The sequence below is a fragment of the Antiquaquibacter oligotrophicus genome, from assembly GCF_020535405.1.
Lineage (GTDB): Bacteria > Actinomycetota > Actinomycetes > Actinomycetales > Microbacteriaceae > Rhodoglobus > Rhodoglobus oligotrophicus.
The window spans coordinates 926093-949465 of sequence record NZ_CP085036.1; the positions used below are offsets into that span (position 1 = coordinate 926093).

The window sequence follows — 23373 nt, forward strand, 5'->3', positions numbered from 1 at the left end:
GCGAGGTATAGTGGCGGCGTGAACATCGACAAGGATCTCGTCGCCGCGATGGCGACACCCCTCGTATTGGCGATCCTCGCGGAGGGTTCTAGCTACGGCTACGCGATCCTCGGGCGGGTGCGTGACCTCTCCGCCGGGGAACTCACGTGGACCGACGGCATGCTCTACCCGCTCCTCCACCGACTCGAGCGACTCGACTACGTGCGCGCCGAATGGGGCCGCTCCCCCGAGGGTCGCCGCCGCAAGTACTACGAGATCACCGAAGCGGGGCTTGCCCAGCTCGCCGAACAACGACAACAGTGGGCGACCGCCACCCGAACCCTCGACAACCTCTGGGGTCGAGAGCCCCTCCTGGGAGTGTGACATGAAGACCGACACACTTGACGAGCAGATCGCCGCATGGCGAAAGGCCCTTCTGCGCAGCGACGCGGTGACGGATGCCGACGCCGACGAACTCGAAGAACACCTCCGCGACCAGGCCTCCGACCTTGCCGCCGCTGGCCTCACGGACGACGAGGCATTCCTCATCGCGGTCCGTCGAATCGGCCAGGTTGATGCCGTCACCGCCGAATACGCGCGTGAACACGGCGACCGACTGTGGAAGCAACTGGTGACCCCGGGGCGATCCTCCGACGGCTCGACGCGTCAGTCGGTGGGCGTCATGATCGCATTTGCCGCGGTCGCGATCGTGGTTCTCCACTCCGCGAGGCTCCTCGCCATGGGCGGATACAGCGACACCCGCTTCCTCGACGAGCCCATCCAGCCGTGGTTCGGACGGAGCTTCAGCCTGTTCGTCCTCCCGGTGCTCGGGGCCTACTTCGCCTACACACGCAGGTCGAGCCTGGCTCGCGTCGGAGTCATCGCCGCAGCCACCATCGCGCTCGGTATCGCCATCAACGTCTTTCCCTACTCCAGCGACAGCTCGAGCGAAGTGATTGTCTCCCTCCACCTGCCATTCCTGCTGTGGTTCCTGATGGGCGCCCTCTACGTTCGCGACCTGCGGTCGTCGTCGGAGCGTATGGACTTTGTGAGGTTCACGGGCGAGTGGGTGATTTACGTCCTGCTCATCGTGATCGGCGGTGGCGTGCTGCTGTCGCTGACCTCCCTCGTGCTCGCGCCGATCATGCCCGATGCGATCGGCGAGATCTTCGTCTGGGTCATGCCCGCCGGTGGCGCGGCCGCGGTCATCGTCGCCGCGTGGCTCGTTGAGGCAAAAAAGAGCATGATCGAGAACCTCGCACCGGTACTCACGGCGATCTTCACGCCGCTGTTCGCCGCGCTGCTTTTGGTCGCGGCCGTCGGTTACGCCGCGCTGCGACCCGAGGACTTCAACCGCGAACTCCTCGCGGGCTTCGACGTACTCATGATCATCGTTGTAGCCCTCGTCGTCTACGGGATCTCCGCGCGACCGTCCGACCGAGCACCGGGTGTGATGGACGTGCTGCGGCTTGTCGCGGTGGTCGCCGCGATTCTGCTCGACGTGATCGTGCTGATCCTCATGTTCGCGCGAGTGGGCGACCTCGGGTTGACGCCGAACCGGGTTGCGGCGCTCGGCCTCAACATCGTTCTGCTCGTCAATCTGATCGGAACAGCGTGGTTTTCCGCACGCCACCTAGGTGGGGCGCCCATCGTGCACCTGGAGCGCTGGCAGACCGGCTATCTGCCCGTGTTCGCTGGGTGGCTCGCCCTCGTTGTGGTGGCTCTGCCACCGGCGTTCCTCTTCGGGTAACTAGCGCTTGCCCGCGCGCAGGGTAGCGATCTCGTAGAGGGTGACGCTCGCGGCGATACCGGCGTTGAGAGACTCGGTCGAGGCGCTGATCGGAATCGACACGACGGCGTCGCAGTTCTCCGTGACCAGGCGCGAGAGCCCCTTACCCTCGCTTCCCACGACAACGAGCACCGGCTCCTTGGCCAGCTGAAGGGACGGCAGCGAAACATCCCCGCCGCCGTCCAGACCGAGCACAAAAACGCCACGTTCCTTGAAGGCTTTGATCGTCTGGTTGAGGTTGGTCGCCATGGCAACCGGCGTGCGTGCTGCCGCGCCCGCTGACGTCTTCCATGCCGAGGCGGTCATACCGACCGAGCGACGCTGGGGCACAATCACACCCTGGCCGCCGAAGGCAGCAACCGAGCGGATGATCGCGCCGAGGTTACGCGGATCGGTTACGCCGTCGAGCGCCACGAAGAGCGGCACCTGGCCACGCGAGATCGTTTTGTCGAGCAGGTCCAGCGGGTTCGCGTACTCGTACGGCGGTACCTTGAGTGCGACACCCTGGTGCACCGAGTCGGCTCCGGTAAGGCGATCGAGCTCCGGGCGCATGACCTCGAGCACGGGGATCCCGCGGCCGGTGGCGATGTGCAGGATCTCCTTGATGCGCTCGTCGAACTCGATCCGAGCAGCGATGTAGAGCGTCGACGACGGGATACGGGCGCGCAGCACCTCGAGCACCGAGTTGCGGCCCGTCACGAGCTCCGACTCGTCACCGCGCTTGGGCGCGCGTTGCTGCTGCTGGGGCTTCGAACCGGTGCGCTTGGCGCTCGCCGCCTCATAACGCTCGCGCGCGGCCTTGCGCTTGCCGGCGGGGTGATACGGGCGGTCCTCCGCCTTGGGGGTCGGCTTGCGGCCCTCGAGCGCCTGGCGGCCCTGGCCGCCCGAGCCCACCTGGGGGCCCTTGCGGGCCTTACGGACGGCTCCGGCGCGCGGCTTGTTGCCGGGATTCTTCATGAGAGGCTCCATCGTGTCGCGCCGGCACCGTCCTCGACGGTGATGCCGGCTGCGGCGAGTTCGTCGCGAATGCGATCGGCTGTGGTGAAATCTTTGGCCGCGCGCGCGGCATTGCGGTCGGCGACGAGGGAGTCGACGAGGCTTGCCAGCGCGCGCTCGGCGGGCTCTGCGGCATCCGTGCGCCACTGCGGCGACAACGGGTTGATACCGAGGATTTCGGTCATGGCGAGCACCGCTCCGCGAGCGGATGCCACGGCTGCGAGGTCCTCGTCGTCGAGCGCCGTGTTGCCGGCACGAACGGTGTCGTGCAGCACCGCGATTGCCTGCGGAACGGACAGGTCGTCGTCCATCGCGTCGGCGAAGGCCTCCGGCACCTGCTCGACTCCGGAACCGGCGTACCGCGTTCCGTCGAGACGCGAGGACGCGCGCGAGAGGAAGGCTTCGATACGTTCCACGGCGGCTTCGGCCTCGAGCAGAGCGCCGTCGTGGTAGTCGATGGTCGAACGGTAGTGGGCGGTGCCGAGGTAGTACCGCACCGCGATCGGGCGCGCCATTGCCAGAAACTCGGCCGCGTAGAGGGAGTTGCCGAGCGACTTTGACATCTTCTGGCCGTTGACGTTCACCAGACCGTTGTGCACCCAGTAGCTCGCGAAGGCGTCGCCCGCCGCCGTGGTCTGGGCGAGCTCGTTCTCGTGGTGCGGGAAGCGCAGGTCAAGCCCGCCACCGTGGATGTCGAATGCCGCACCGAGGTAGCGACTCGACATCGCCGAGCACTCGATATGCCAGCCGGGGCGACCGGCACCCCAGGGAGAGGCCCAGCTTGCGCTCTCCGGCTCGCCGGTTTTGGTGCCCTTCCACAGGGCGAAGTCACGCGGATCGCGCTTGCCGCGCGGGTCGGCGTCGGTGGCCGCGACCATGTCGTCGGCCTTCTGCCGCGTGAGTTCGCCGTAGGAGGGCCACGATGCAGTGTCGAAGTAGACGTCGCCCGAGTCATCCGGCGCCGGGTATGCGTGACCACGCTCGATGAGACGCTCGATGATCGCCACCATCTGCGGGATGCTCGCCGTCGCACGCGGCTCGTACGTCGGCGGCTGGATGCCGAGCGCCGAGTAACCCGCCGAGAACTCCAGTTCGATGCGGTACGCGAGGGCCCACCATGCCTCGTGCTCGGTCGCGTTGTCGAGCACCTTGTCGTCGATGTCGGTGACGTTGCGAACGAGGGTGACATCGAACGAGCGGTAGCTCAGCCACCGGCGCCACAGGTCGTAGACGAGGGCCGAACGCAGGTGGCCGATGTGCGGCGACGACTGCACGGTCGGACCGCACACGTACATGCTCACCTTGCCGGGTTCGAGTGGAGCGAAATCCACCACGGCCTGGGCGCGGGAATCGTAGAGGCGTACGGTCACCGGGCAATTCTACTGTCGGCGTGGTTTCGCGCCTCGCGTGATCGGGTGAGAGGGGGCCTATAAAGAAGAGACCCCTTCGTGTAGCCTCACCCCATGGCTCTCCCCCGTCCGCTGGCGGTTGCTGCCGCTGCATCCGCATCCCTGACTCTTGTTCTTGCCGCGCCGTCTACCGCATTCGCCGCGGATGTCACGTGGGACGGCGATCTCGGCGTCGGCTGGGACCAGCCGGGCAACTGGGTCTCCGGTGCCGTACCTAACGCGGGCGATGCGCTGTTCTTCCCAGTAGTCGGGGTCGATGGGTACTCCGAAAACAACCTCGCCAATCCCTTCGTTGCGGATCGGCTCGACGTGAGTGGTGCTGGCGTCACCATCTCCGGGTGGCCCATTGAGATCAACCCCGCGGGAACCGTCGGCATCACCGTGACGGCAGCGGATGTCGAGATCAGCCCGGAGCTGCGACTGAACGGCGACCAGACGGTCAGTGTGTCTGCCTCGGGCGCAGTCGACTTCCCGTCGAACATCCGGGTCGAATCGGGCACAACAACCTTCGACGTCGATGGTTGGGCCTCGATCGGGCAACTTGATGGTGTCGGTTTCGCCGGAGGAGTAGTGAAGACGGGAACCGGTGTGCTCCAGGTTGTCGGTGCCGGTGGAGTCGCCGACGGAGTGCAGGTGCAGGAAGGCCTCGTACACATCGTGGGCGACGGCGCGGGCACAGCATGGGTGCTCGAGGGTGGAGCTATCTCGGGCAACGGCTCCCTCGAGCGACTCCTCGCCGACGAAGGCTGGGTTGCGCCCGGAAGTGGCGAGTACGGCGAGGGGATCGCCCAGCTCGAGATCTGGAACCAGTTCACCGCAACCGAGAACACAACGCTGGCGCTGGAGCTGGCCGCCGACGGAAGCTCCGACTCGATCGTCACACTCGAGGGAACCCAAATCGACGGTGCTGCGCTTGACCTCCTCCTCGAGCCCGACACCACCATCGGCACCGAGTTCGTGATCCTCGAGCAAGAACGCGAAGAAGGTCCCGCGTTCTTCTGGAACTTCACGACACCCGAAGGCGACCCGATCGTCGAGGGCGAGGAGTTCGAGTCGCTCGGCAACCTCTACAGCCTCGAAACCGTCGGCCGCACTGTGGTGGTCACCTATCTCGGTGCCGCACCCGTTCCGCCGTCGCCGTCACCGTCGCCGTCGACCGGTCCCGCTCCGTCCGCGCTGGCGAAAACGGGTGGCGGGCTGCCACTCGGCATCGTGGCGCTCGCGGGAGGCGTCATCCTTGCTGGGTCGCTCGGTCTTGTCGCTGTGCGTCGCGCCCGCCGCTCGGCGTAGGGACTACTGGCCGACCTTCGAGAGCAGGGCATTGGCGATGACCGCCACACCCTCGCCCTTGCCGGTGAAACCCAGACCGTCGGACGTTGTCGCGGAGACGCTCACCGGTGCACCGACGAGGCTCGTGAGGTGGCTCTCCAGCTCGGTGCGACGGGCCCCCAGTCGCGGACCGTTGGCGATGAGCTGCACCGCGACGTTGTTGACGGTGAAACCCGCACCCTCCACGAGAGCGACGGTCTCGCGAATGAACACGTCACCGTGCGCCCCAGCGAAACGGGGGTCGTCGGTTCCGAACTTGCTGCCGATATCTCCGAGGCCAGCCGCCGAGAGCAGCGCATCGCAGATGGCGTGGCACATGGCGTCGCCGTCGGAGTGACCAGAGAGGCCCACCTCGTCCGGCCAATAGAGGCCACCGAGCCACAACGGTTCGCCCGCGTCGTAGGCGTGCACGTCGACACCGATTCCCGTTCGGATCTCCCCCGTCATCTCCGCTCCCCATTCCTGTTCGGCTCGCCGGAGGTCCGCCGGCGTCGTGATCTTGAAGGCCCGGGCATCCCCGACCACCGTGGAGACCGACCCGCCGGATGCCGCGACGAGGGCCGCGTCATCCGTGTGGTCGTCCGCCGCAGACGCGTAGGCCGCTTCGAGCGCGTCGCGCGGGAAGCCCTGCGGCGTCTGCACCTGGGCGAGAACGCTGCGATCGACCGTCTCGAGCACCGTCGTACCGTCGACTCGTTTGATCGTGTCCACGACGGGCAGCACGGGGATCACGCCGCCGCCAGTGCTTTCCACGGCGTCAATCACCCGCGAGAACACCTCGCGGGGTGTGAAGGCTCGGGCTGCGTCATGTACGAGAACCGTCCGGATGCCCGCCCCAACCTCACGGAGCCCCGCTGCCACCGACCCCTGACGTGTGTGGGCTCCGGTGACCACGGTCGCGCCGGGAGCAATATGCCGCGCATCCTGCACGCGGGTCGCGGGGGCAACGATGACGAGCTGCACGTCATCCGGCACCGCGTCGATGGCGTGAGCTAGCAGCGGGCGCCCGGCGACGGTCACAAAAGCTTTCGGCACGTCGGCGCCGAGACGCGTGCCCGACCCCGCGGCAACAACGATGACGGCGACGGAGGTCATACGACCACGTTACTCACGAGTACTCTCAGCCGCACCCGCGCGCCGCAGGGGCGGCGGCGCGCCGAAAAACACTGCCTAGCTGGCGAGAACCTCGTCGAGAACGCTCGAGGCCTTCTCCTCGTCGGTCTTCTCCGCGAGCGCGAGCTCGGAGATGAGGATCTGGCGCGCCTTGGCGAGCATGCGCTTCTCGCCGGCGGAGAGTCCGCGGTCCTGGTCGCGGCGCCACAGGTCACGAACGACCTCGGAGACCTTGATGACGTCGCCCGAGGCGAGCTTCTCGAGGTTCGCCTTGTAGCGGCGGCTCCAGTTGGTGGGCTCCTCGGTGAAGGGAGCGCGGAGAACTTCGAAAACCTTGTCGAGACCCTCGCGACCGATGACGTCGCGAACGCCGACGAGGTCGACGTTGTCGGCCGGAACCTCGATGGTGAGGTCGCCCTGTGTCACGTTCAGTTTGAGGTAGAGCTTCTCCTCACCCTTGATGATGCGCTTCTTCACCTCGGTGATAGTTGCAGCGCCGTGGTGGGGATAAACGACAGTCTCGCCGACCTCAAACAACATGTAACGGGGTCCTTTCGAAGAGACCCAGTTTATCACAGGGAGCTTTCGGTAAGGCTGGCCTAACCCGCTGCACCCTCGGGCATCGCTAAGCTGTGTGTGTGTTCACTCGCTCCCGTGCCGCTCGCATTGCGGCGTCAGTCGTCATCGCCGGTGGCCTGCTCGTCGGCACGTCCGGATGCGTCTTCATCACGCCGACCGCAACGCTGAACTACTACGACCCCAGCGACGGTGTCGGTGCGACCATCGGCAAGGTGCGTGTGCTCAACATGCTCGGCATCATCAACGAGGAGGGCACCGCGATCAACCTCGTCACGGTCCTCCACAACAACGGCTCCATCACGAACGTGAACATCCAGTTCGAGGAGGACGGCGAGAAGACCACGGTCACCAAGCCGCTCCGTGGTGGCGAGACCCTCAACCTCGGTACGACCCCGGATGACGACACCATCGTCATCACCGGCTCCGACGTTGAGGCTGGCGGCCTCATCCCCGTCTACGTGCAGTACGGCGAGGAGCCCGGCGAGGAACTCATGGTTCCCGTCCTCGAGGCGACAGGCGCGTACGAGGACCTCGCGCCCGCCCGCTAAGGCCTACGCCTCGAAGCGGTAGCCCAAACCACGTACCGTCACGAGCATCGTCGGCTCCGACGGAACCTTCTCGATCTTCGACCGGATGCGCTTGATGTGCACGTCGAGGGTTTTCGTGTCACCGAAGTAGTCGGAACCCCACACACGATCGATGAGCTGGCCCCGGGTCAGCACTCGCCCGGTGTTGCGCAACAGCAACTCGAGAAGCTCGAACTCCTTGAGCGGCATCGGGGTCTCCTTGCCGTCGACGGTGACCGCGTGGCGCTCGACATCCATCCGCACCGTGCCCGCCTCGAGGATCTGGTTGTCGTCGAGTTCGGTGTCGGTGCGACGTCGCAGCACCGCCCGGATGCGCGCGAGCAATTCGCGGGTCGAGTACGGCTTGGTCACGTAGTCGTCGGCGCCGAGCTCGAGCCCGACCACGATGTCCACCTCGCTGTCCTTCGCGGTGAGCATGATGATCGGAACACTCGACACGGCACGAAGCTCGCGGCACACCTCGGTGCCCGGAAGCCCCGGCAGCATGAGGTCGAGCAGCACGAGGTCGGCACCAGCCCGATCGAACTCGGCGAGCGCAGAAGGTCCGTCGGGAGCGATCGTCGTCTCGTACCCCTCACGCTCGAGGAGGAAGGCGAGGGGTTCGCTCAGCGAGGACTCGTCCTCGACGATCAGAATGCGGGTCATGGTTATGCTCCCAGGGCTGCGCCCGAAGCACTGGCGGCCTCGGGAAGTCGGATGGTGAAAGTGGAGCCCTTGCCGGTCTGAGACCAGACACGGATGTCCCCACCGTGGTTTTGGACGACGTGTTTGACGATCGACAGCCCGAGGCCGGTGCCGCCCGTGTTGCGGCTGCGCGCCGGGTCACTGCGGAAGAACCGCTCGAACACGCGGTCGAGTTCGTCCTCCGGGATGCCCACACCCTGGTCGGTCACGGCGATCTCGACGATTCCGTCGGTCTGGGTGACACCGATACCCACACGAGAACCATCCGGGGAGTACTGGATTGCGTTGGCGATGAGGTTGTGGAGGGCGGTGACGAGCAACGTCTCGTCACCGTAGACCTCGGCACCCTTGTCGCCTCCGGACACAAGGGTTATCTTGCGGGCATCCGCCACCACGCGGTTCTGGTCGACGGCGACGGCGACCAACTGGTCGACATCGACGGGTTCGGCCCGAGTGAGCGCGTCGGCAGCCTGGAGACGGGAGAGTTCGATGATCTCCTGCGTGATGTGACCGAGCCGCTCGGACTCCTTGGTGAGGCGTTTGGCGAAGCGTGTGACCTGGTCCGGTTCATCCGATGCCGTCTCGAGCGCCTCGGCGAGGAGACTGATCGCACCGATCGGGGTCTTCAGTTCGTGACTGATGTTGGCGACAAAATCTCGTCGCACCTCCTCGAGCCGATACGACTCGGTGCGATCCTCGGCGAGAAGCAAGATGTAGCGCGAGCCGAGTCGCGCGACACGAACAAAAAGGTAGATGGCGGCATCCCCGAACGGTCCGCGGGAGACGTGCAGCTCCTCCGTGATGGGATCGCCCGTGCGACGTACCTTGTCGACGAGAGCGACGAGCTCCGGATGCACGAGCGCCTGGTTCCACACCAGACCAAACGCCATCGCACCGGGCGACGCTTTCACGACGTTGTTCGACGGGTCGATCACGACCCCGGCCGACTCGAGTGCTTCGATGACCTGGTCCACACCGTCGGGTACCGCGGTGGAGGTGACCTGAATAGCTCGGTGCCCCCGGCGGACGGCTACGAGGATAACGCCGAACACTCCGGCACCCACCAGAATGCCGAAGGCCAGAGCGGCTGCGACCAGCCACGCAGAGTCCATAGCCATTAGATTAGTTACATCCCGCAGTGCTGCGAGGGGCGTTTGTTCACCTGACAGAGCACTTCGGGTGATGTTCAACCTCCCGGCACCAATCGTTAACCTGGCGAAGGCACAGTGGGGAAGAACCGTGCGGGCTTCGTTGTGCCCGTCGCGAAGGGACTAACGTGCGCGAAGTATTCCAGCAGGAACTGCGAGAGGTGCAGGACCGGCTCGTCGAGATTTCGACCCTGGTGGCCAGCTCCATCGAGAACGCCACGCGGGCGTTCAACGAGTCGAACGTTTCCCTCGCCGAGGCGGTCATCGCCGACGACGACCAGATCGACACCGCCGCCGCCGAGCTGGACGAACTCGCGATCAACATCCTCGCCCGGCAGCAGCCCGTCGCGCGCGACCTTCGTATCGTCGTCAGCGCCCTGCGTATCTCAGCCTCGCTCGAGCGCATGGGAGACATGGCCGAGCACATCGCGCAGCTCGCGCGCTACCGGTTCCCCGACAAGGTTGTGCCCAAGTCGCTGCGCCCCACCTTCGCCGAAATGGGTGCCCTCGACGTGCAGATCGCGAAGAAGCTCGTCGAGCTGCTCAAGACCGAAGACCTGAAGATCGCCGAGGACATCCGCAACGAGGACGACAAGATCGACGCCCTCCACCTCTCCGTGTTCGACAAGGTGCTCGGTGAAACCTGGAAGGGTGCCGCCGTCGACACCGTCGACGCGACCCTCGCCTCGCGGTACCACGAGCGTTTCGCCGACCACGCGGTCTCGATCGCCAAGAAGGTGCAGTACCTCGCCACCGGCGACTGGATCCCGACAGACAGTTAGCTAGTACCGTGGTCGCGTGACCTCGGAAGACGAGCTCGATGCGCTCCAGCGTGGGGCCGAGCAACGGCTGTACGCCCACTACGGGCTGAGTTACACCGAGCGCTTCGTGAGCGCGCTCGGCACGAGCATCCGTGTTGTCGATATCGCGGGGGACCCCGCCAAGCGCCCCGTGCTCCTGTTGCACGGTATTGCGTCAGTGACGGCCGCGGCGATTCCCCTTATCCCGGCCTTTGACGGGGCGCCCGTCATCGCCGTCGATTGGCCGGGGCACGGACTCTCGGGGCCTTTCCCGTTTGCCAAGGGCACCGACCTGCGCGAGTTCACGACGGCGATCCTGGATGCCGTACTCGAGCAGACGGCGGGCGCCGTCGATGTCGTCGCCCACTCCCTCGGCGGACAGTTCGCGCTGTACTACTGCCTCGCACGGCCCGAGCGCGTTCACCGCCTTGTACTCCTTGGCGCACCGGGCGGAGCGTTTGCCGAACTTCGCCCGCCGGCGAGCATGCGATTTCTTGCGCTCCCCGGGTTCGGTGCCCGGATGCTCGGCACCGTGGTTCCGTTCGAGCAGTACAAGGCCAACAGCGCCATCACCCTGGGGGCCGGCACCGTCGACCCGTGGCCCATCGAACTCGTCGAAGTGGGGTGGTACGCGTCGCAGCGTCGCGCCTTCGCCGAGTCGTTGCCCGGGCTGTTCCGCACGATCGCGTCGGTATTCGGGGTGCGCAGGAGTGCCGTCATCCGCCACGAGGACCTCGCGACGATCACCATCCCCGTGCTGCTCGTGTGGGGAACCGACGACGTCTTTCTCTCCCCCGAGCGGGCAAGACCCTCGTGGACGCGGATGCCGCACGCCGAGCTCGTCGAGCTCGAAGCGAACCACGCGCCCTGGCTCAATCAGCCCGAGCAGGCGGCAGCCGCCGTTCACGCGTTTTTGGCCGACTAGCTGTTGTTGACCAGGCGCAGGAACCGACTCAACTCGGCGACACCCTCCGCGCTCAGCGGGAGATGGTCGAGCCCGGGCGAGTACAGCAGGTAGGCAGCCCACTGGGCGCGCGAGATCGCCACGTTGAGGCGATTGCGGCCCAGCAGGAACGACACCCCGCGAGGAACGTCCGCGGCGCTCGATGCGGCGAGGCTCACGATCGAGACCGCCGCCTGCTGACCCTGGAACTTGTCGACCGTGCCCACGGGCACACCGGCGAAACCCACGGCGGCAAGAACATTACCAATCAGCTCGACCTGTGCGTTGTAGGGCGTGACAACGATGATGTCGCTCTCGCCAAGAGCACGCGTTTCGCGACCGTCGAACCACTCCCGACCGAGGTGCTCGGCGACGAGCTCGGCCACACGCGCGGCCTCCTCCTCGGAGTGGGTGGCGTTGCCCTCGTGGGCGACAGGGACGGGGTGCAGGCCCGGGGCGACGCCGGCCAGGTGCCGGGCATCCGCACTGGGACTCGACCGCAGTCGGCCCTCATAGGCGAGATTCGATACCGGTCCTGCGACTGCCGAGTGCATTCGCCAGCTCTCGGGCAGAAAAAACCCGTACTCGGGAGGCAACACCGCGCTGCCGTCGGCCACAAAACCGAGTGCCGACTGGTCGACGGGAGCGGGATGGATGCCCTGACTCACCTGCGGCAGTTGCTGCGGGTCGCCCAACAGCACCAGACGGCGAGAAGCCACACTCACCGCGATCGTCGACGCGAGCGAGAACTGGCCTGCCTCATCGATCACGAGCAGGTCGAGTTGGCCGCGTTCGAAGCGTTTCAGGTTGGTGAAATCCCACTGGGTGCCGCCGATGACGTAACCCGTTGCGGTGTTTCGTGTCGCGAACCCGCGATGCGAGTCCTTCTCGATGACGGTGAACGGAACATTGCTGTAGTCGCCGCCCTCCGATGCCGCCTTGCCCACGATCTCGGCGGGCAGCCCCTCCTCCACCACACGCTCGAGCACGTTCTCGACAACCTTATGCGACTGGGCGACAACACCGATCTTCCAGCCGTCGCGCACGAGGTCACGGATGAGGTGCGCGGCGAGGTGCGTCTTGCCGGTGCCCGGGGGTCCCTGAACCGCGAGGTACGAGGTGGAGCGGATGGCGGCAGTGACCCGGTCTACGTCGGTGGTGTCGGCCGTGGCATCCGAGCGGGCGGGCTGTCGCCACAGCAACCTCTGGATGGCGCTGCCCTCGGCCGTGCCATCGAGGAGCGCGGCGCCGACCTCGTGGATGGCGTTCACGAGACCGCCGATGGGTGGTGGCGGGCCCGGGGTGAGCGCGAGGGGCAACTCGTCCCACGGTTCGTTGCCGCCGGAGCACGTCTCGATGACGGTGACCGACCCGTCGTCCCACGTCGTCACGTCGGAGACCCCGACGGCGAGGCGATAGGTCGCCGGGGTTTTCGGGTCGTTGTACGGGATGCCCGGCTCTGCATACACGGAGAACGCTTGCCGCGCGGAGCCCTTGCTGCCGGGGCCCCACTCCCCCGTGAGGCGCAGCTTGCGGTGACTCGCGGTGCGCGCCAACCGCCACGGCTCCACAACTTCTGCGCTCTCCACTGCAAAAATGTCGCGGCCGTCGAGCCACTCCTCGGGCTCCTCGTTGCCGAGCCTGTCGTAGTGACCCCACCAGAAGCTCTTGTTCTCGCGGCGGTGGTAGTCGACAGCCGCCGACGCCAGATCGAAAGCGATCGCGGAATCGATGTCGCCCGATTCGCGAGCAGCCGAACCCCGGGCGGCGAGGTTCTCGGCGAGTTCGGTCGGCTCGAAGGGCTGCCCACCCAGATCCTCTGGAGGGATACTGCCTGCGTGGTGTCCGTTCTCGGCTGCGCGGGCCAGAAGCCACTCGTGCAGTCGCAGGGTCGAGACGCAGTCGTACTCGTTGTAGTCGGCGATCTCCGCGAGGATGCGCTGCGCCACCTCGTGGGCATCCGCCTCTCTCGCCTCCTGGAACACGTGATACTGCTCGACGGATGCCCCCGCCGTCGTCACACCATCGTCGGCACGGAACCGCTCCCCCATGTACAAGGGCTCCAGCGCCTTGATGGAGTAGGACCGCCCGCCAACACGCACCGACTTCCGAACCAACGGATACAGGTCAACGAGCACGCCGTCGCGCAGCAGCTGGTCGACGAACGTCTCCCCCACCCCGTGCCGGGCCGCGAGGCTCAACAGGTGGGTGCGCTCATAGGACGCGTAGTGGTAAACGTGCATGGCGGGGAACTGCTCGAGCCGCTGCCGCAGCCACTCCAGGAACTCGGTGAGGGCGCGTTTCTCCTCCGCGAGGTCGTGCGCCCAGAAGGCGGTGAAGTTCTCGTCGCGATCGACGAGACCGAACAGGTAGTCGAGGTTCCACACGGGTACGCGGTCGCGCAGCTCGCTGTAGAGGGGGTCACCCTCGAAGTCGAAGAAGATGTCGCCAGCATCCGCAGCCGGGAGGTAGGCGACCTGGCGGGCCCCGTCGATCAGGCGGAACGGTGGGGGTGCGTGGGGGTCGTCGCTCGCGTGAGCTTGGAGAGCGGCCTGCTCGTGGAGGGCTGCGAAAGTGCGGGTGGGGACGTCGCATCCGTCGGGCCGCACTGGAGTCGCGGCGAGAGCGTCGATCGTGGTGATGCCCGCGTCGATGAGCTTCTCGCGTTGGCTGACACGGATGCCCGCGACAAGAAGCAGATCGCGGTGCTCGATCACGTTCGGCTCGCACACCTCGCACCGGCCGTCGATCACGTAGCGCGGGTCGCCCCACCGCACGGGGTTCGGGTCGTCGCGTCGCTCTCGCACGATCTCGAGGAGACGTTGTCTGCGGTTTCGGTAGACGGGGGCGATGTCGTCGATGTGGTGGCGCGAGGGCTCGTCGGTTCCGAGAAGCAGTTCGACGGTGTCATCGACGGGGATGCGGAGGCGCTCCAGTTGCGCGTGATACGCGGCCAACTGCAGCAGCGCCGTCACCTTGGCGCTGCGGGCGAGTTTCGTGTCCTGCACGCGGTAGCGGCCGTCGGGCTGCAGAAGGAGGAAGTCGGCGAAGCCCACGAACTCGCCGTCGAAAAACGTGGCCTGGGCGACCACGGGCACTCGGCGTTGGAGCGCATCGAGGGTGTGTGCCGCGGCCTCGGTGAGGGCATCCCGAGTCGTCGACGGTCTCGCGAGTTCGGCGACACCGTGCTCGCCGAACTGCTCCCGGTAACGGGTGAGGTGACGGGACTCGTGGTCGTCGCCGAGTGTTTTGGCGCGCTCCTGGATCGGGTCATTCTTCTCGGGCGGAACCTCGATGTTTTTGCCCAGTCGCGCGTCGAGGCGAACCACAAACGCGAACTCGCACTTCGCCGCGAGACTGAGGTCGCTCGGGGAGGTGACGACGGTGCCATCAAGAATGAACACGTCGACTCCCTCCGCACCGTCTTCGGCCCCAGGCTAGCGGGGGGTGCGGACGTTAAAGAGAAAACGCCGCCGGCCGAGTGTGCTCTCCTCCACTCGGCCGGCGGCGCGGCCTTTGCTAGCTAGCGGTCGCGCGACGGCGGGCTACGACGATCGCAGCACCGGCGAGCAGCACGAGGGCTGCGCCGAGCGCAATGCCCGGAGCCGTTTCGCTACCGGTCGCCGCGAGTGCGGGAGCCGGGAACGTGTGCGTCCACTCGGTGACGGCACCCTCCGCGATGACCCAGCCGGGGATCGCGCGAGCGGTGACCGTGACTGTGCCCGAGCCGTCGTAGGTGCCGGCAGCGATCACCGCGCCGTCCTTGACGTACTCGATGCCCTCGGTGGTCGGCACGGTGAACTTGCTACCGCTGAAGGTGACCGCGGCCGGGGTGACCTCGGTCCACGGGCCGGCGGGGATGCCGGTCAGGTACTCGAAGCCCTCGGTGGCGAAGCTGTTGCCGTCCGCGGCGAGGTCGTACTCCATGACGTAGTAGTCGATGCCCGCAGCCTGGCCGGCAGCGAGGATGTCCTGCAGCGGAACGTCGCCCTCACCGAGGTTAACGAAGGTGGGGTTGCCGGCGCCGCCGAGGTTCACGGCGTCCTTGATGTGCAGGAGCGAGATGCGGTCGCTGTACTCGCCGATCAGGTCGGCGACGTTGACGCCGGCATGGGTTGCCCAGCCGACATCGAGCTGGAAGGTGACCCACTCGGGGTTGGTTTCGGCGACGAGGATCTCCCACGCGGGCATCATGACGCCATCGTGCTCGTACATGGTCGTGAACTCGGAGGCGTGGTTGTGGCCGAAGAACTTGCCAACGCCAGCGGCGACGGAGCGCTCACCGAGGCGGTTCATGGCCTCGGCGGTGGCGAGGGTGTTCTCGTAGCTGCCGATGCCGGGGGCCGCGAAGCCGCCGGAGCCGACGTACTCCTGGCCAAGTGTGTCGACGAACTCGAGGGTCGCGTCGAACGTGTCCTCAGCGGTGTTGTAGTGCGACGACGGAACACTGAGGCCGAGGCTGTCGGTCAGTGCACGGAATTCGGTCGCGGTGTAGCCCGAGAAGGTGCCACCGAAAGGCTCGATGTTCTTGAGCCCGATCTCCGAGAGACGCTCGAGCACGGGCTCGAGGCCGTCGGCGCTCGTCCACGGGATGAGCGAGAACATCTGGATGGAGACCTGATCGGCGGGGATGAGTACCCGGTCGTCCTCTGCTGCGACTGCAGCTTGCGGCAGGAGCAGGGCGGCGGCGGCTCCTGCGACGAGCCCGGCGGTGAGTCCTCTTCGAATCACGTGTGCACTTCCTTCTTCATTGAACGTTGTGTTGAGGGGGTCCATGCGGACGCACGGTTCACCCCCCGCGGGAGTCCCCCTTACGTTCGAGACAATCAGACTTTAGATGCCATGTCAACATAAGTGCCCGTACCGGACGCGCACCTTTTGGCGACAGGATTTCATCAACCGTCTGCCCTCTCGTGTCACCAGAACGGCAGGCGTACCCTCAACACATGTCCGCGTACGTCTCGGCGTTCGAACTGTTCTCGGTCGGCGTCGGACCCTCAAGCTCGCACACCGTCGGGCCCATGCGCGCCGCCCTCGACTTCGCGACCCGCGTCGCACCACGGCGACCCGCCCGAGTCACGTGCGCGCTGTACGGCTCGCTCGGGGCCACCGGCCTCGGGCACGGAACACCCGACGCGATCGTCGCAGGACTTCAAGGACATCGTCCCGAAACCGTTGAGCCCGCGGTGGTTCGAGGCGCGTGGTCCGGGTGGCGTGACGGAGACCTGTTGGCGCTCGACGGGGTGGCGGAAGTTGTGTACTCCCGGGACGACGTGCAGTTGCAGCCGCGAGAGCGGAAGCCCGGGCATCCGAATGCGCTCACGCTGACCGCCCTCGATGCCGCGGGTGCGGTGGTCGCCGAGGAGACGTACTACTCGATCGGTGGCGGGTTCATTCGGCGTGAGGGCGAGCCACCGCCCGAGGCGGAGGACTACCCGCTCGCGTTCAGTACGGCGGCGAGTCTGCTCGCGCTGTGCGAGCTCGAAGGGCTGAGCATTGCCGAGGTGGCTCGCCGCAACGAGGAACACCGGCGGCCCGCAGCCGAAGTCGATCTCCGACTCGACGGGATTTGGCGTGCGATGGCCGACTGCATTGCGGCGGGACTCCACGCGACCGGGTCGCTGCCGGGCGCGTTGGGGGTGCGGCGGCGGGCGGCAATGATCCGCGAGCAGTTGGAGTCGGATGCTCGCAGCCCCGTGCTGCCCGGGGAGTGGCTGGCGACGTTCGCGCTGGCCGTGAACGAGGAGAACGCGTCGGGTGGGCGTGTGGTGACGGCCCCGACGAACGGCGCGGCGGGCATCCTGCCGGCGGTCGCCCAGTATTGGGCGCGATTCGTGTGCCCAACGGATGACCCGACCGCGGGTATGCGCGAGTTTCTCCTCACCGCTACCGCGCTCGGGTCGCTCTTCAAGGCCAACGCCTCGATCTCGGGTGCCGAAGGTGGGTGTCAGGCAGAGGTGGGTTCGGCGTGCGCGATGGCGGCCGGTGGGCTCACCGCGGTGATGGGTGGAACGCCGTCGCAGGTGGAGAATGCGGCGGAGATCGCGATCGAACACCACCTGGGTCTTACGTGCGACCCGGTGGGTGGGCTGGTGCAGATCCCGTGCATCGAGCGAAATGCGATCGCGGCGTCGACGGCGGTGACCGCGGCGCGGTTAGCGATGCGCGGGGATGGCTCGCACTACGTGTCGCTCGACACCGTGGTGGAGACGATGCGGCAGACCGGAATGGACATGTCGACGAAGTACAAGGAGACGAGCGAAGGCGGGCTCGCCGTAAATGTGGTGGAGTGCTGAGGTCTGCCACCCGCTAAACGAGGCCGCGCTCCACCATGCTTCGGCCGGCGGCGACGATCGCCTCCCTCGCCGGGCGGGGTGTGACCCCGAGCACCGTGCGCAGCTTCTCGTTGGAGACGCGCTTGACGTAGCCGAGATCGGCGGCGACCGGCTTGAACTCGTCGTTGAACCGCGCCGCGAGCCTCACAACGACGTTTGGAATGGTGCGCGTCGGGGTCTTGCTGGCCGCAGCGCCGAGTTCCGCGCGGAGGATGGCGCCGACCTCCTTCATGGCGATCGCCGGCTCGCCCGTGCCGACGAGGAACCGTTGGCCCGCCGCCGCCGGCGATGTCATCGCCGCGACGTGTGCGGCCGCGACATCGCGCACGTCCACGATGGGCACAAACATGTTCGGGTAGCCCGGCATCTGGCCGTTGAGGCTGTTCTGGACAATGTGGTTCGCGCCTGAAACATCCGCCCCCATGACCGGGCCCATGACCGCGACGGGCAGGATGGTCGTGAGTTCGAGGGTGGTTCCCGGCTGCCCGACGAAGTCCCACGCCGCTCGTTCGGCGAGGATCTTGCTGCGACCGTAAGCGTCGACGCCGGGGCCGTTGAGCGGTGACCAGTCGTCCTCCGTGAACACGTGGTCGAGGTGGCCGTGACCGAAGCCGACGGCGTGAAACGCGGACGTCAGCACTACTCGTCGCACCCCAGCGTCCCGTGCGGCGCGCAGCACGCGCAGTGCTCCGTCGCGGGCGGGGGCGATGACGTCGTTCTCGTCCTTCACCTTGCCGGTGTGAATGGGAGAGGCGAGGTGGATGACGTACTCGGCGCCCTCCGCGGCGTCGGGCCACCCCGCGTCCGCCATCAGCTCGGTTTCGACGAAGGACAACGCGTCACCGCGAACCATGCCCGAATCATCTAGCACCAAACGCACTGCGGGTTCCTTGCTGAGCGAACGTATGGTCGAGCGGACCGTGTGCCCTTGCTCCAGGAGCTGGATGATGACGTGTCCGGCGATGAATCCGGAGCCGCCGGTAACGAGCACGGTTGACATGGCTGTCCTCATTTCTGTTGGATGCCACGATCGTGTCTGTCTGTCGTGCCGTCACCCAGACCTCCGCCGTTACTGGTACCGCCAGGGCATACTCTCACGTAGCGGGCCGCACGTACGATCGTGGGCATGAGCTACGAGCCGAACATCCTGGGCGATTACCTTCGCGCCCGACGCGAGCTCGTCACGCCGGAGCAGGTCGGTATCCCCGTACTCGGGGTGCGGCGTGTCCCTGGGTTGCGGCGTGAGGAGGTGGCGATGCTGTCGGGCATCAGCGCCGAGTACTACCTGCGCTTGGAGCAGGGTCGCGATCGTCGACCGTCCACCCAGGTGCTCGAGGCGATCGCGAGGGTGTTGCGGCTTGATGACTCCAGCTATCTGCTCGGTCTTGTCGCGGATCGACCTTCGCGGCGACCTTCGGGGCGGCTTTCGGGGCGACGAACTCGGCCGCGACGCGAGTCGCTGCCCGCGAGTACGGAACGTTTTATCGCCGAGCTGCCGCTTCCGGCGTTTGCTGAGGGCAGGTACCTCGATGTGTTGGCCGCCAACCCACTCGCAACCGCCATATCTCCCCGGCTCGTGGTGGGCGGTAATCGTCTTCGCGATGTCTTTCTCGACGAAGCCGAGCAGGACCTCTTCTCGGATGGTGAGCGGGCTGCTGCGGCACTGCTCGCGGGTTTCCGCAGGAGTGTCGGTAACCGCGTTGATGATCCGCGCGTTGTGGAGTTGGTCGGTGAGCTTTCGCTGGCGAGCCCCGCGTTTCGCCGGTTGTGGGCCCGCCACGATGTTGCCGAACGCACTGGTGCGACCGTGCTTTTGTCTCATCCCGTTGTCGGCGAGTTGCGGTTGGACCGTGAGAAACTTTCCGTCAGCGGCACTGACGGCATCATGCTGGTGGTCTACCACGCCCAGCCGGGTTCGGAGTCTGCGGAGCGGCTCGCGCTGCTCGGGTCGATGGTGGCGGATACCACGGCTCGCGTCGGATCGGGCGTGTCCGCTAGCACCGCGCACGACGTGTCGCATCGCACCTAGTTGGCTGGTCACTAGATCAGCCGCTTCGGGATGAGTTGTCGCGGTGTTGTGTCCCCGGGATGGTCGGGTGGCGGCACGAGCCAGTATTCGGTGCCTCGCAGTTCAATTCGCCAGTGGTTGGTGTGTATCTCGACATGGTGGAACCGACATAAGGGGATGCCCTTCTTGAGCGTGGTGTTGCGGCCGTTCCAGGCCTCGGTGTGGTGGATCTCGGTCATGCTCGGTGGCCGGTCGCAGTCGGGCATGGCGCATCCGTTCCAGTGTGCGGCGAGCGCGATGCGTTGCCGCGTCGAGTGGAGCCTGCGCGTGTTTCCCACGTCGATGGGCGTGGCTTTGTCGAAGAGGATCGGGATGATGCCGGAAACGCACACGTGACGGCTTGCCGTCGCTGCACTCACGAGTGCGGGTTGGCCTTCGAAGTAGCTGGATCCTTCACCTGTCTCAAGTGACTCGAGCGCGACGTGGACGCGCACTGCGGGTGAGCGGCTTCCGAACAGCGATCCCGGGTCGACCTCAGTGCCGGATGCCCGTACGGCGAGGTCGACGATTTCTACGAGTGTGTCGACCGCGAGCTGGGAGTTGGTGCGGGTGTCGGCCATGAGCTCGTCGGCGCGAGCTTGTTCTTCTGGGTCAACGAATCGCGGGCCGCCGCGTCGCGGTGAGAGGACGGTATCGATCGCGCTCGTGATGACGGCAGCCGACTCGGGGTCGAGCAGACCTGCCAGTCTTGTCATTCCGTCGGGTTGCTGGTGCCACGTGAGGCTGCGGCGGGAGCGTCGGTGGGCTTCGAGGTCGCCGATGTTCGCTACGGCGAGCTGCTCGCGCAGGATGCGGGCGGATTTGCCCACGGATTCGGGGGTCGCGGTAGCTGCGAGGTCCACGAGATGGCCTGCCGCATCGAGAAGGTCGTCGGCCGCGACATCCGCATCGGGTGTGCCGAGCCCTGTCGCGATTGCGGCCGCCGACGCCACCGAGAGCCCTCCCCCGGTCACGGCGCTCTGCACAGGTGCGAGCCACGGTGCGTCGTCTCCGACGGCGGTGGCGACGGTTGCGAGCGCCTTTGCTTCAGCGAATGTCACACCGGCGAGCGCTTGGATCGCCTTCTCGGGGCTAGCGGCACCGAGTCGCGATGAGAGCCCGGCGTGACCAAGCGAACGATCGGACCGACGAACGATCTCGGAAGTGATGGCGAGAGTCGCGGCATCCACCTGTCGGCGTGCGGCCGTAGCTTGTCGCTCGAGCTCGAGGAGACGTTCATCCGTGACTTCGGCGAGGCCCTCCACGCACGGCAACGTCACGACGGACGGTGGGTGAGTGGTCGTTTCGGGCATGGTGCAAGTCTACCCGAACATTAGAACTGGTGTTCGAAGAAACTGCGCAATGTGGGTAAGTTTTTTTCGATTGGACGCCGCTACTCGACCCTCACGAGCGCCACGGCATTCGTGGCGGAATCCCACACCGCAACTTCCGATCCAGGCACCCCGATCGAAAAGGAGCAGTTGCCAGTGCCGTCCGCCGAGTAGCTGAAGTCTGCCCCTGCCGGGAGGTAGATGTTGCCAGCGGGCAACTCAAGAACTCCTGTTGATAACGGCGCAAGCTGTTCGGGGCATGTCTCGGGAGACTGGGCCAGCAGGTACGCAAGCGTGCCTGCGATCTGCGCGACCTCGACCGAGGTCGGCTCGCGCGCAACGACCCCCTCAGACGGTGGCGGTGCGTTGGACACCCGAAATGTGGCGAGACCGACGATCCCGCCGGCGGTGGCGACGAGCGTGATCGCACACCACGCAACCGTGCGGGTACGTGCCGGCAGACCGCGAATAGTCAGGGCCGCGATCGACGCTCCGAAAGCCGCAGTGAAGGCGACAATCCCGGGGAAACCCGCATCTCTGCCATCGAACAGGCCCAACGCTACGACGACCGTGATAGCGCCGAGAAGGATGGCAAGCAATCCGATCCCGCGAGCGGGGTGGACCCGCTGCCGCGTCGCTCGGGGGCGCCGAGGCACGTCCTTGGGGTGCGGCGCGATGTCTGGTGGCCGGTTCGAAGGAACCCAGTCACGCGGGCCGGGCGCGGGTCGCAGGTCGATGACATCCCCCAAAGTCGGCACCAGTTGACCGTCTTTCGACCAAAATCGATAGCCCCCGTGCGAGTGGCACTCCTCACCCCAACAGCACCCCGTTACCGTTTCGTTGCCACGCACGTGACGCAGCTTCGCTATGCTCGCAAGTCCGTGCCATCCGGCACGTCCCGTTTTCTGGAGGTTGAAGTGTTCGCCATCGAATGCGATAACGCGCAGGCGCACCTGATCAGTGCGCCCTACACGCGTACCCTCCAGCAGCCCATCTAGGGGCAACGGACTCACAGTCCCGCGCCCCTGATGGCCCGGGACTTCTTCTTTCGACTGTGCACGGTCGGTGACGTGTCTCGGCTTCGGGCACACCACAACACAGAATCGAAAGGACCATGGAGAAGATCAACGATCGGCTGATCAGCTGGGCGAGCATCCTGGGCGACAACGCCCTGGAGCAGGCTCGCACCACCTCGACCATGCCGTTCATCTACCCGCACGTCGCACTCATGCCGGACGCCCACCTGGGGCTCGGCGCGACGGTGGGGTCGGTGATCCCCACCCTGCACGCCGTCATGCCGGCGGCCGTGGGTGTGGACATCGGGTGCGGCATGATCGCGGTCAAGACACAGTTCACGCGCGAGCAGCTTCCGGATGACCGTAGGGCCGTCCGTGAGCAGATCGAGCGGGCCATCCCCCTGTCGGCTGGCGCCCACAACCGCAAGATTGTGGCGACGGCTGAGCCGCGCATCCAGGAGCTCACCGAGCTCGCGGAGAAGGCGGGCTTCGACCCGAGGCAGTATTCGGGCAAGTGGGAGCTGCAGCTGGGTTCGCTCGGCTCCGGCAACCACTTCATCGAGGTGTCGGTGGACGAGACGGATGCCGTCTGGCTCTTCCTGCACTCCGGCTCCCGTGGTGTCGGCAACAGGATCGCGCAGACGCACATCAAGGTGGCGAAGGCCCAGATGGAGAAGTGGTGGATCACTCTGCCCGACCCGGACCTCGCCTACCTCGTGGACGGCACACCCGAGTTCTGGAAGTACATCACCGAGCTCAGGTGGGCACAGCACTTCGCCCTGCTCAACCGTGAGGAGATGATGGACCGTGTCGTGCCGCAGGTGAGCGAGTGGATGAACGAGCCTGTCATCGAGCAGGAGCGCATCAACTGCCACCACAACTTCACACAGCAGGAGAAGCACTTCGGTAAGGACGTGTGGATCTCGCGTAAGGGAGCAATCTCGGCGCGGGAGGGCGAGCTCGGTCTGATCCCCGGATCGATGGGCACCGCCTCCTACGTGGTGGAGGGCCTCGGAAACCCCGTTGCTCTGCACTCGTCACCGCACGGTGCCGGACGTGAGTACTCGAGGTCCGCGGCACGTAAGACGTTCACCGGAGCCGACCTTCGGGCGGCAATGGAGGGCATCGAATACCGCGACACCGACGCCTTCATCGACGAGATCCCGGCGGCCTACAAGGACATCGATCGGGTGATGACGGATGCCTCGTCACTTGTTCGGGTCCGGCACACGCTGAGGCAGCTTGTCAACGTGAAGGGGGACTGAGGAGGGCTGTCCGCTCTAACGCG

20 protein-coding genes are annotated in these 23373 nt (G+C 66.2%); 9 read left to right on the forward strand and 11 right to left on the reverse strand.

What is annotated here, in order from left to right:
• Positions 1–18: 18 nt before the first annotated feature.
• Together LH407_RS04580 and LH407_RS04585 are read left to right on the forward strand one after the other, a co-directional pair.
• Positions 19–363, forward strand: coding sequence for a PadR family transcriptional regulator (locus tag LH407_RS04580; RefSeq protein ID WP_322132474.1), 345 nt, complete (start codon positions 19–21; stop codon positions 361–363).
• 1 nt (position 364) lies between these two features.
• On the forward strand, positions 365–1729 hold the full coding sequence (locus tag LH407_RS04585; RefSeq protein ID WP_322132473.1) for a permease prefix domain 1-containing protein: 1365 nt from the start codon (positions 365–367) through the stop codon (positions 1727–1729).
• On the opposite strand, the gene rlmB is transcribed toward LH407_RS04585, so the two are convergent.
• Positions 1730–2725 (reverse strand): 23S rRNA (guanosine(2251)-2'-O)-methyltransferase RlmB, encoded by a 996-nt coding sequence (rlmB, locus tag LH407_RS04590; protein ID WP_322132472.1) that lies wholly within the window; start codon positions 2723–2725, stop codon positions 1730–1732.
• The gene (cysS, locus tag LH407_RS04595; protein ID WP_322132471.1) at positions 2722–4134 is read right to left on the reverse strand and encodes a cysteine--tRNA ligase; all 1413 of its coding nucleotides are present in this window, start codon (positions 4132–4134) and stop codon (positions 2722–2724) included. Before cysS ends, rlmB begins: the two co-directional genes overlap by 4 nt.
• 93 nt (positions 4135–4227) lie before the next feature.
• On the opposite strand from cysS, the gene LH407_RS04600 reads away from it, so the two are divergent.
• The gene (locus LH407_RS04600) at positions 4228–5463 is read left to right on the forward strand and encodes a hypothetical protein (RefSeq protein WP_322132470.1); all 1236 of its coding nucleotides are present in this window, start codon (positions 4228–4230) and stop codon (positions 5461–5463) included.
• A 3-nt stretch (positions 5464–5466) separates the two neighbouring features.
• Here LH407_RS04600 and ispD read toward each other — a convergent pair whose 3' ends face one another.
• Positions 5467–6597 (reverse strand): 2-C-methyl-D-erythritol 4-phosphate cytidylyltransferase, encoded by a 1131-nt coding sequence (gene ispD / locus LH407_RS04605; RefSeq protein ID WP_322132469.1) that lies wholly within the window; start codon positions 6595–6597, stop codon positions 5467–5469.
• Positions 6598–6672: 75 nt separating this feature from the next.
• Positions 6673–7155 (reverse strand): CarD family transcriptional regulator, encoded by a 483-nt coding sequence (locus LH407_RS04610; protein ID WP_322132468.1) that lies wholly within the window; start codon positions 7153–7155, stop codon positions 6673–6675.
• A 98-nt stretch (positions 7156–7253) separates the two neighbouring features.
• Here LH407_RS04610 and LH407_RS04615 point away from each other — a divergent pair, with 98 nt between their 5' ends.
• Positions 7254–7742, forward strand: coding sequence for a hypothetical protein (locus LH407_RS04615; RefSeq protein WP_322132467.1), 489 nt, complete (start codon positions 7254–7256; stop codon positions 7740–7742).
• Between the two features lie 3 nt (positions 7743–7745).
• Here LH407_RS04615 and LH407_RS04620 read toward each other — a convergent pair whose 3' ends face one another.
• Complete coding sequence (locus tag LH407_RS04620; protein WP_322132466.1) at positions 7746–8426, reverse strand: response regulator transcription factor; 681 nt, start codon at positions 8424–8426, stop codon at positions 7746–7748.
• A gap of 2 nt (positions 8427–8428) precedes the next feature.
• Positions 8429–9577: a sensor histidine kinase gene (locus LH407_RS04625; protein WP_322132465.1), complete on the reverse strand. Its 1149-nt coding sequence runs from the start codon at positions 9575–9577 to the stop codon at positions 8429–8431.
• A 164-nt stretch (positions 9578–9741) separates the two neighbouring features.
• Between LH407_RS04625 and phoU the strand changes: the two genes are divergently transcribed.
• On the forward strand, positions 9742–10395 hold the full coding sequence (gene phoU / locus LH407_RS04630; protein ID WP_322132464.1) for a phosphate signaling complex protein PhoU: 654 nt from the start codon (positions 9742–9744) through the stop codon (positions 10393–10395).
• A gap of 16 nt (positions 10396–10411) precedes the next feature.
• Positions 10412–11338, forward strand: coding sequence for an alpha/beta fold hydrolase (locus tag LH407_RS04635; RefSeq protein WP_322132463.1), 927 nt, complete (start codon positions 10412–10414; stop codon positions 11336–11338).
• On the opposite strand, the gene LH407_RS04640 is transcribed toward LH407_RS04635, so the two are convergent.
• Positions 11335–14760, reverse strand: a complete 3426-nt coding sequence (locus tag LH407_RS04640; RefSeq protein ID WP_322132462.1) for a TM0106 family RecB-like putative nuclease — start codon at positions 14758–14760, stop codon at positions 11335–11337. The genes LH407_RS04635 and LH407_RS04640 overlap by 4 nt on opposite strands.
• A gap of 115 nt (positions 14761–14875) precedes the next feature.
• On the reverse strand, positions 14876–16087 hold the full coding sequence (locus LH407_RS04645) for a sugar phosphate isomerase/epimerase family protein (protein ID WP_322132461.1): 1212 nt from the start codon (positions 16085–16087) through the stop codon (positions 14876–14878).
• A 215-nt stretch (positions 16088–16302) separates the two neighbouring features.
• Between LH407_RS04645 and LH407_RS04650 the strand changes: the two genes are divergently transcribed.
• Positions 16303–17652 (forward strand): L-serine ammonia-lyase, encoded by a 1350-nt coding sequence (locus LH407_RS04650; protein WP_322132460.1) that lies wholly within the window; start codon positions 16303–16305, stop codon positions 17650–17652.
• A 13-nt stretch (positions 17653–17665) separates the two neighbouring features.
• Here the strand turns inward: LH407_RS04650 and LH407_RS04655 are convergent, their stop codons facing one another.
• Positions 17666–18691 carry an SDR family oxidoreductase gene (locus LH407_RS04655; protein ID WP_322132459.1) on the reverse strand — a complete coding sequence of 342 codons (1026 nt, stop codon included), beginning with the start codon at positions 18689–18691 and terminating at the stop codon, positions 17666–17668.
• Between the two features lie 126 nt (positions 18692–18817).
• Between LH407_RS04655 and LH407_RS04660 the strand changes: the two genes are divergently transcribed.
• Positions 18818–19720, forward strand: a complete 903-nt coding sequence (locus LH407_RS04660; RefSeq protein ID WP_322132458.1) for a helix-turn-helix domain-containing protein — start codon at positions 18818–18820, stop codon at positions 19718–19720.
• Positions 19721–19731: 11 nt separating this feature from the next.
• Here the strand turns inward: LH407_RS04660 and LH407_RS04665 are convergent, their stop codons facing one another.
• Both LH407_RS04665 and LH407_RS04670 read right to left on the reverse strand, forming a co-directional pair.
• On the reverse strand, positions 19732–21051 hold the full coding sequence (locus LH407_RS04665; RefSeq protein WP_322132457.1) for an HNH endonuclease signature motif containing protein: 1320 nt from the start codon (positions 21049–21051) through the stop codon (positions 19732–19734).
• 80 nt (positions 21052–21131) lie between these two features.
• The gene (locus LH407_RS04670) at positions 21132–21827 is read right to left on the reverse strand and encodes a hypothetical protein (RefSeq protein ID WP_322132456.1); all 696 of its coding nucleotides are present in this window, start codon (positions 21825–21827) and stop codon (positions 21132–21134) included.
• 356 nt (positions 21828–22183) lie between these two features.
• Here LH407_RS04670 and LH407_RS04675 point away from each other — a divergent pair, with 356 nt between their 5' ends.
• Positions 22184–23350 carry an RtcB family protein gene (locus tag LH407_RS04675; RefSeq protein WP_322132455.1) on the forward strand — a complete coding sequence of 389 codons (1167 nt, stop codon included), beginning with the start codon at positions 22184–22186 and terminating at the stop codon, positions 23348–23350.
• Positions 23351–23373: the final 23 nt, after the last annotated feature.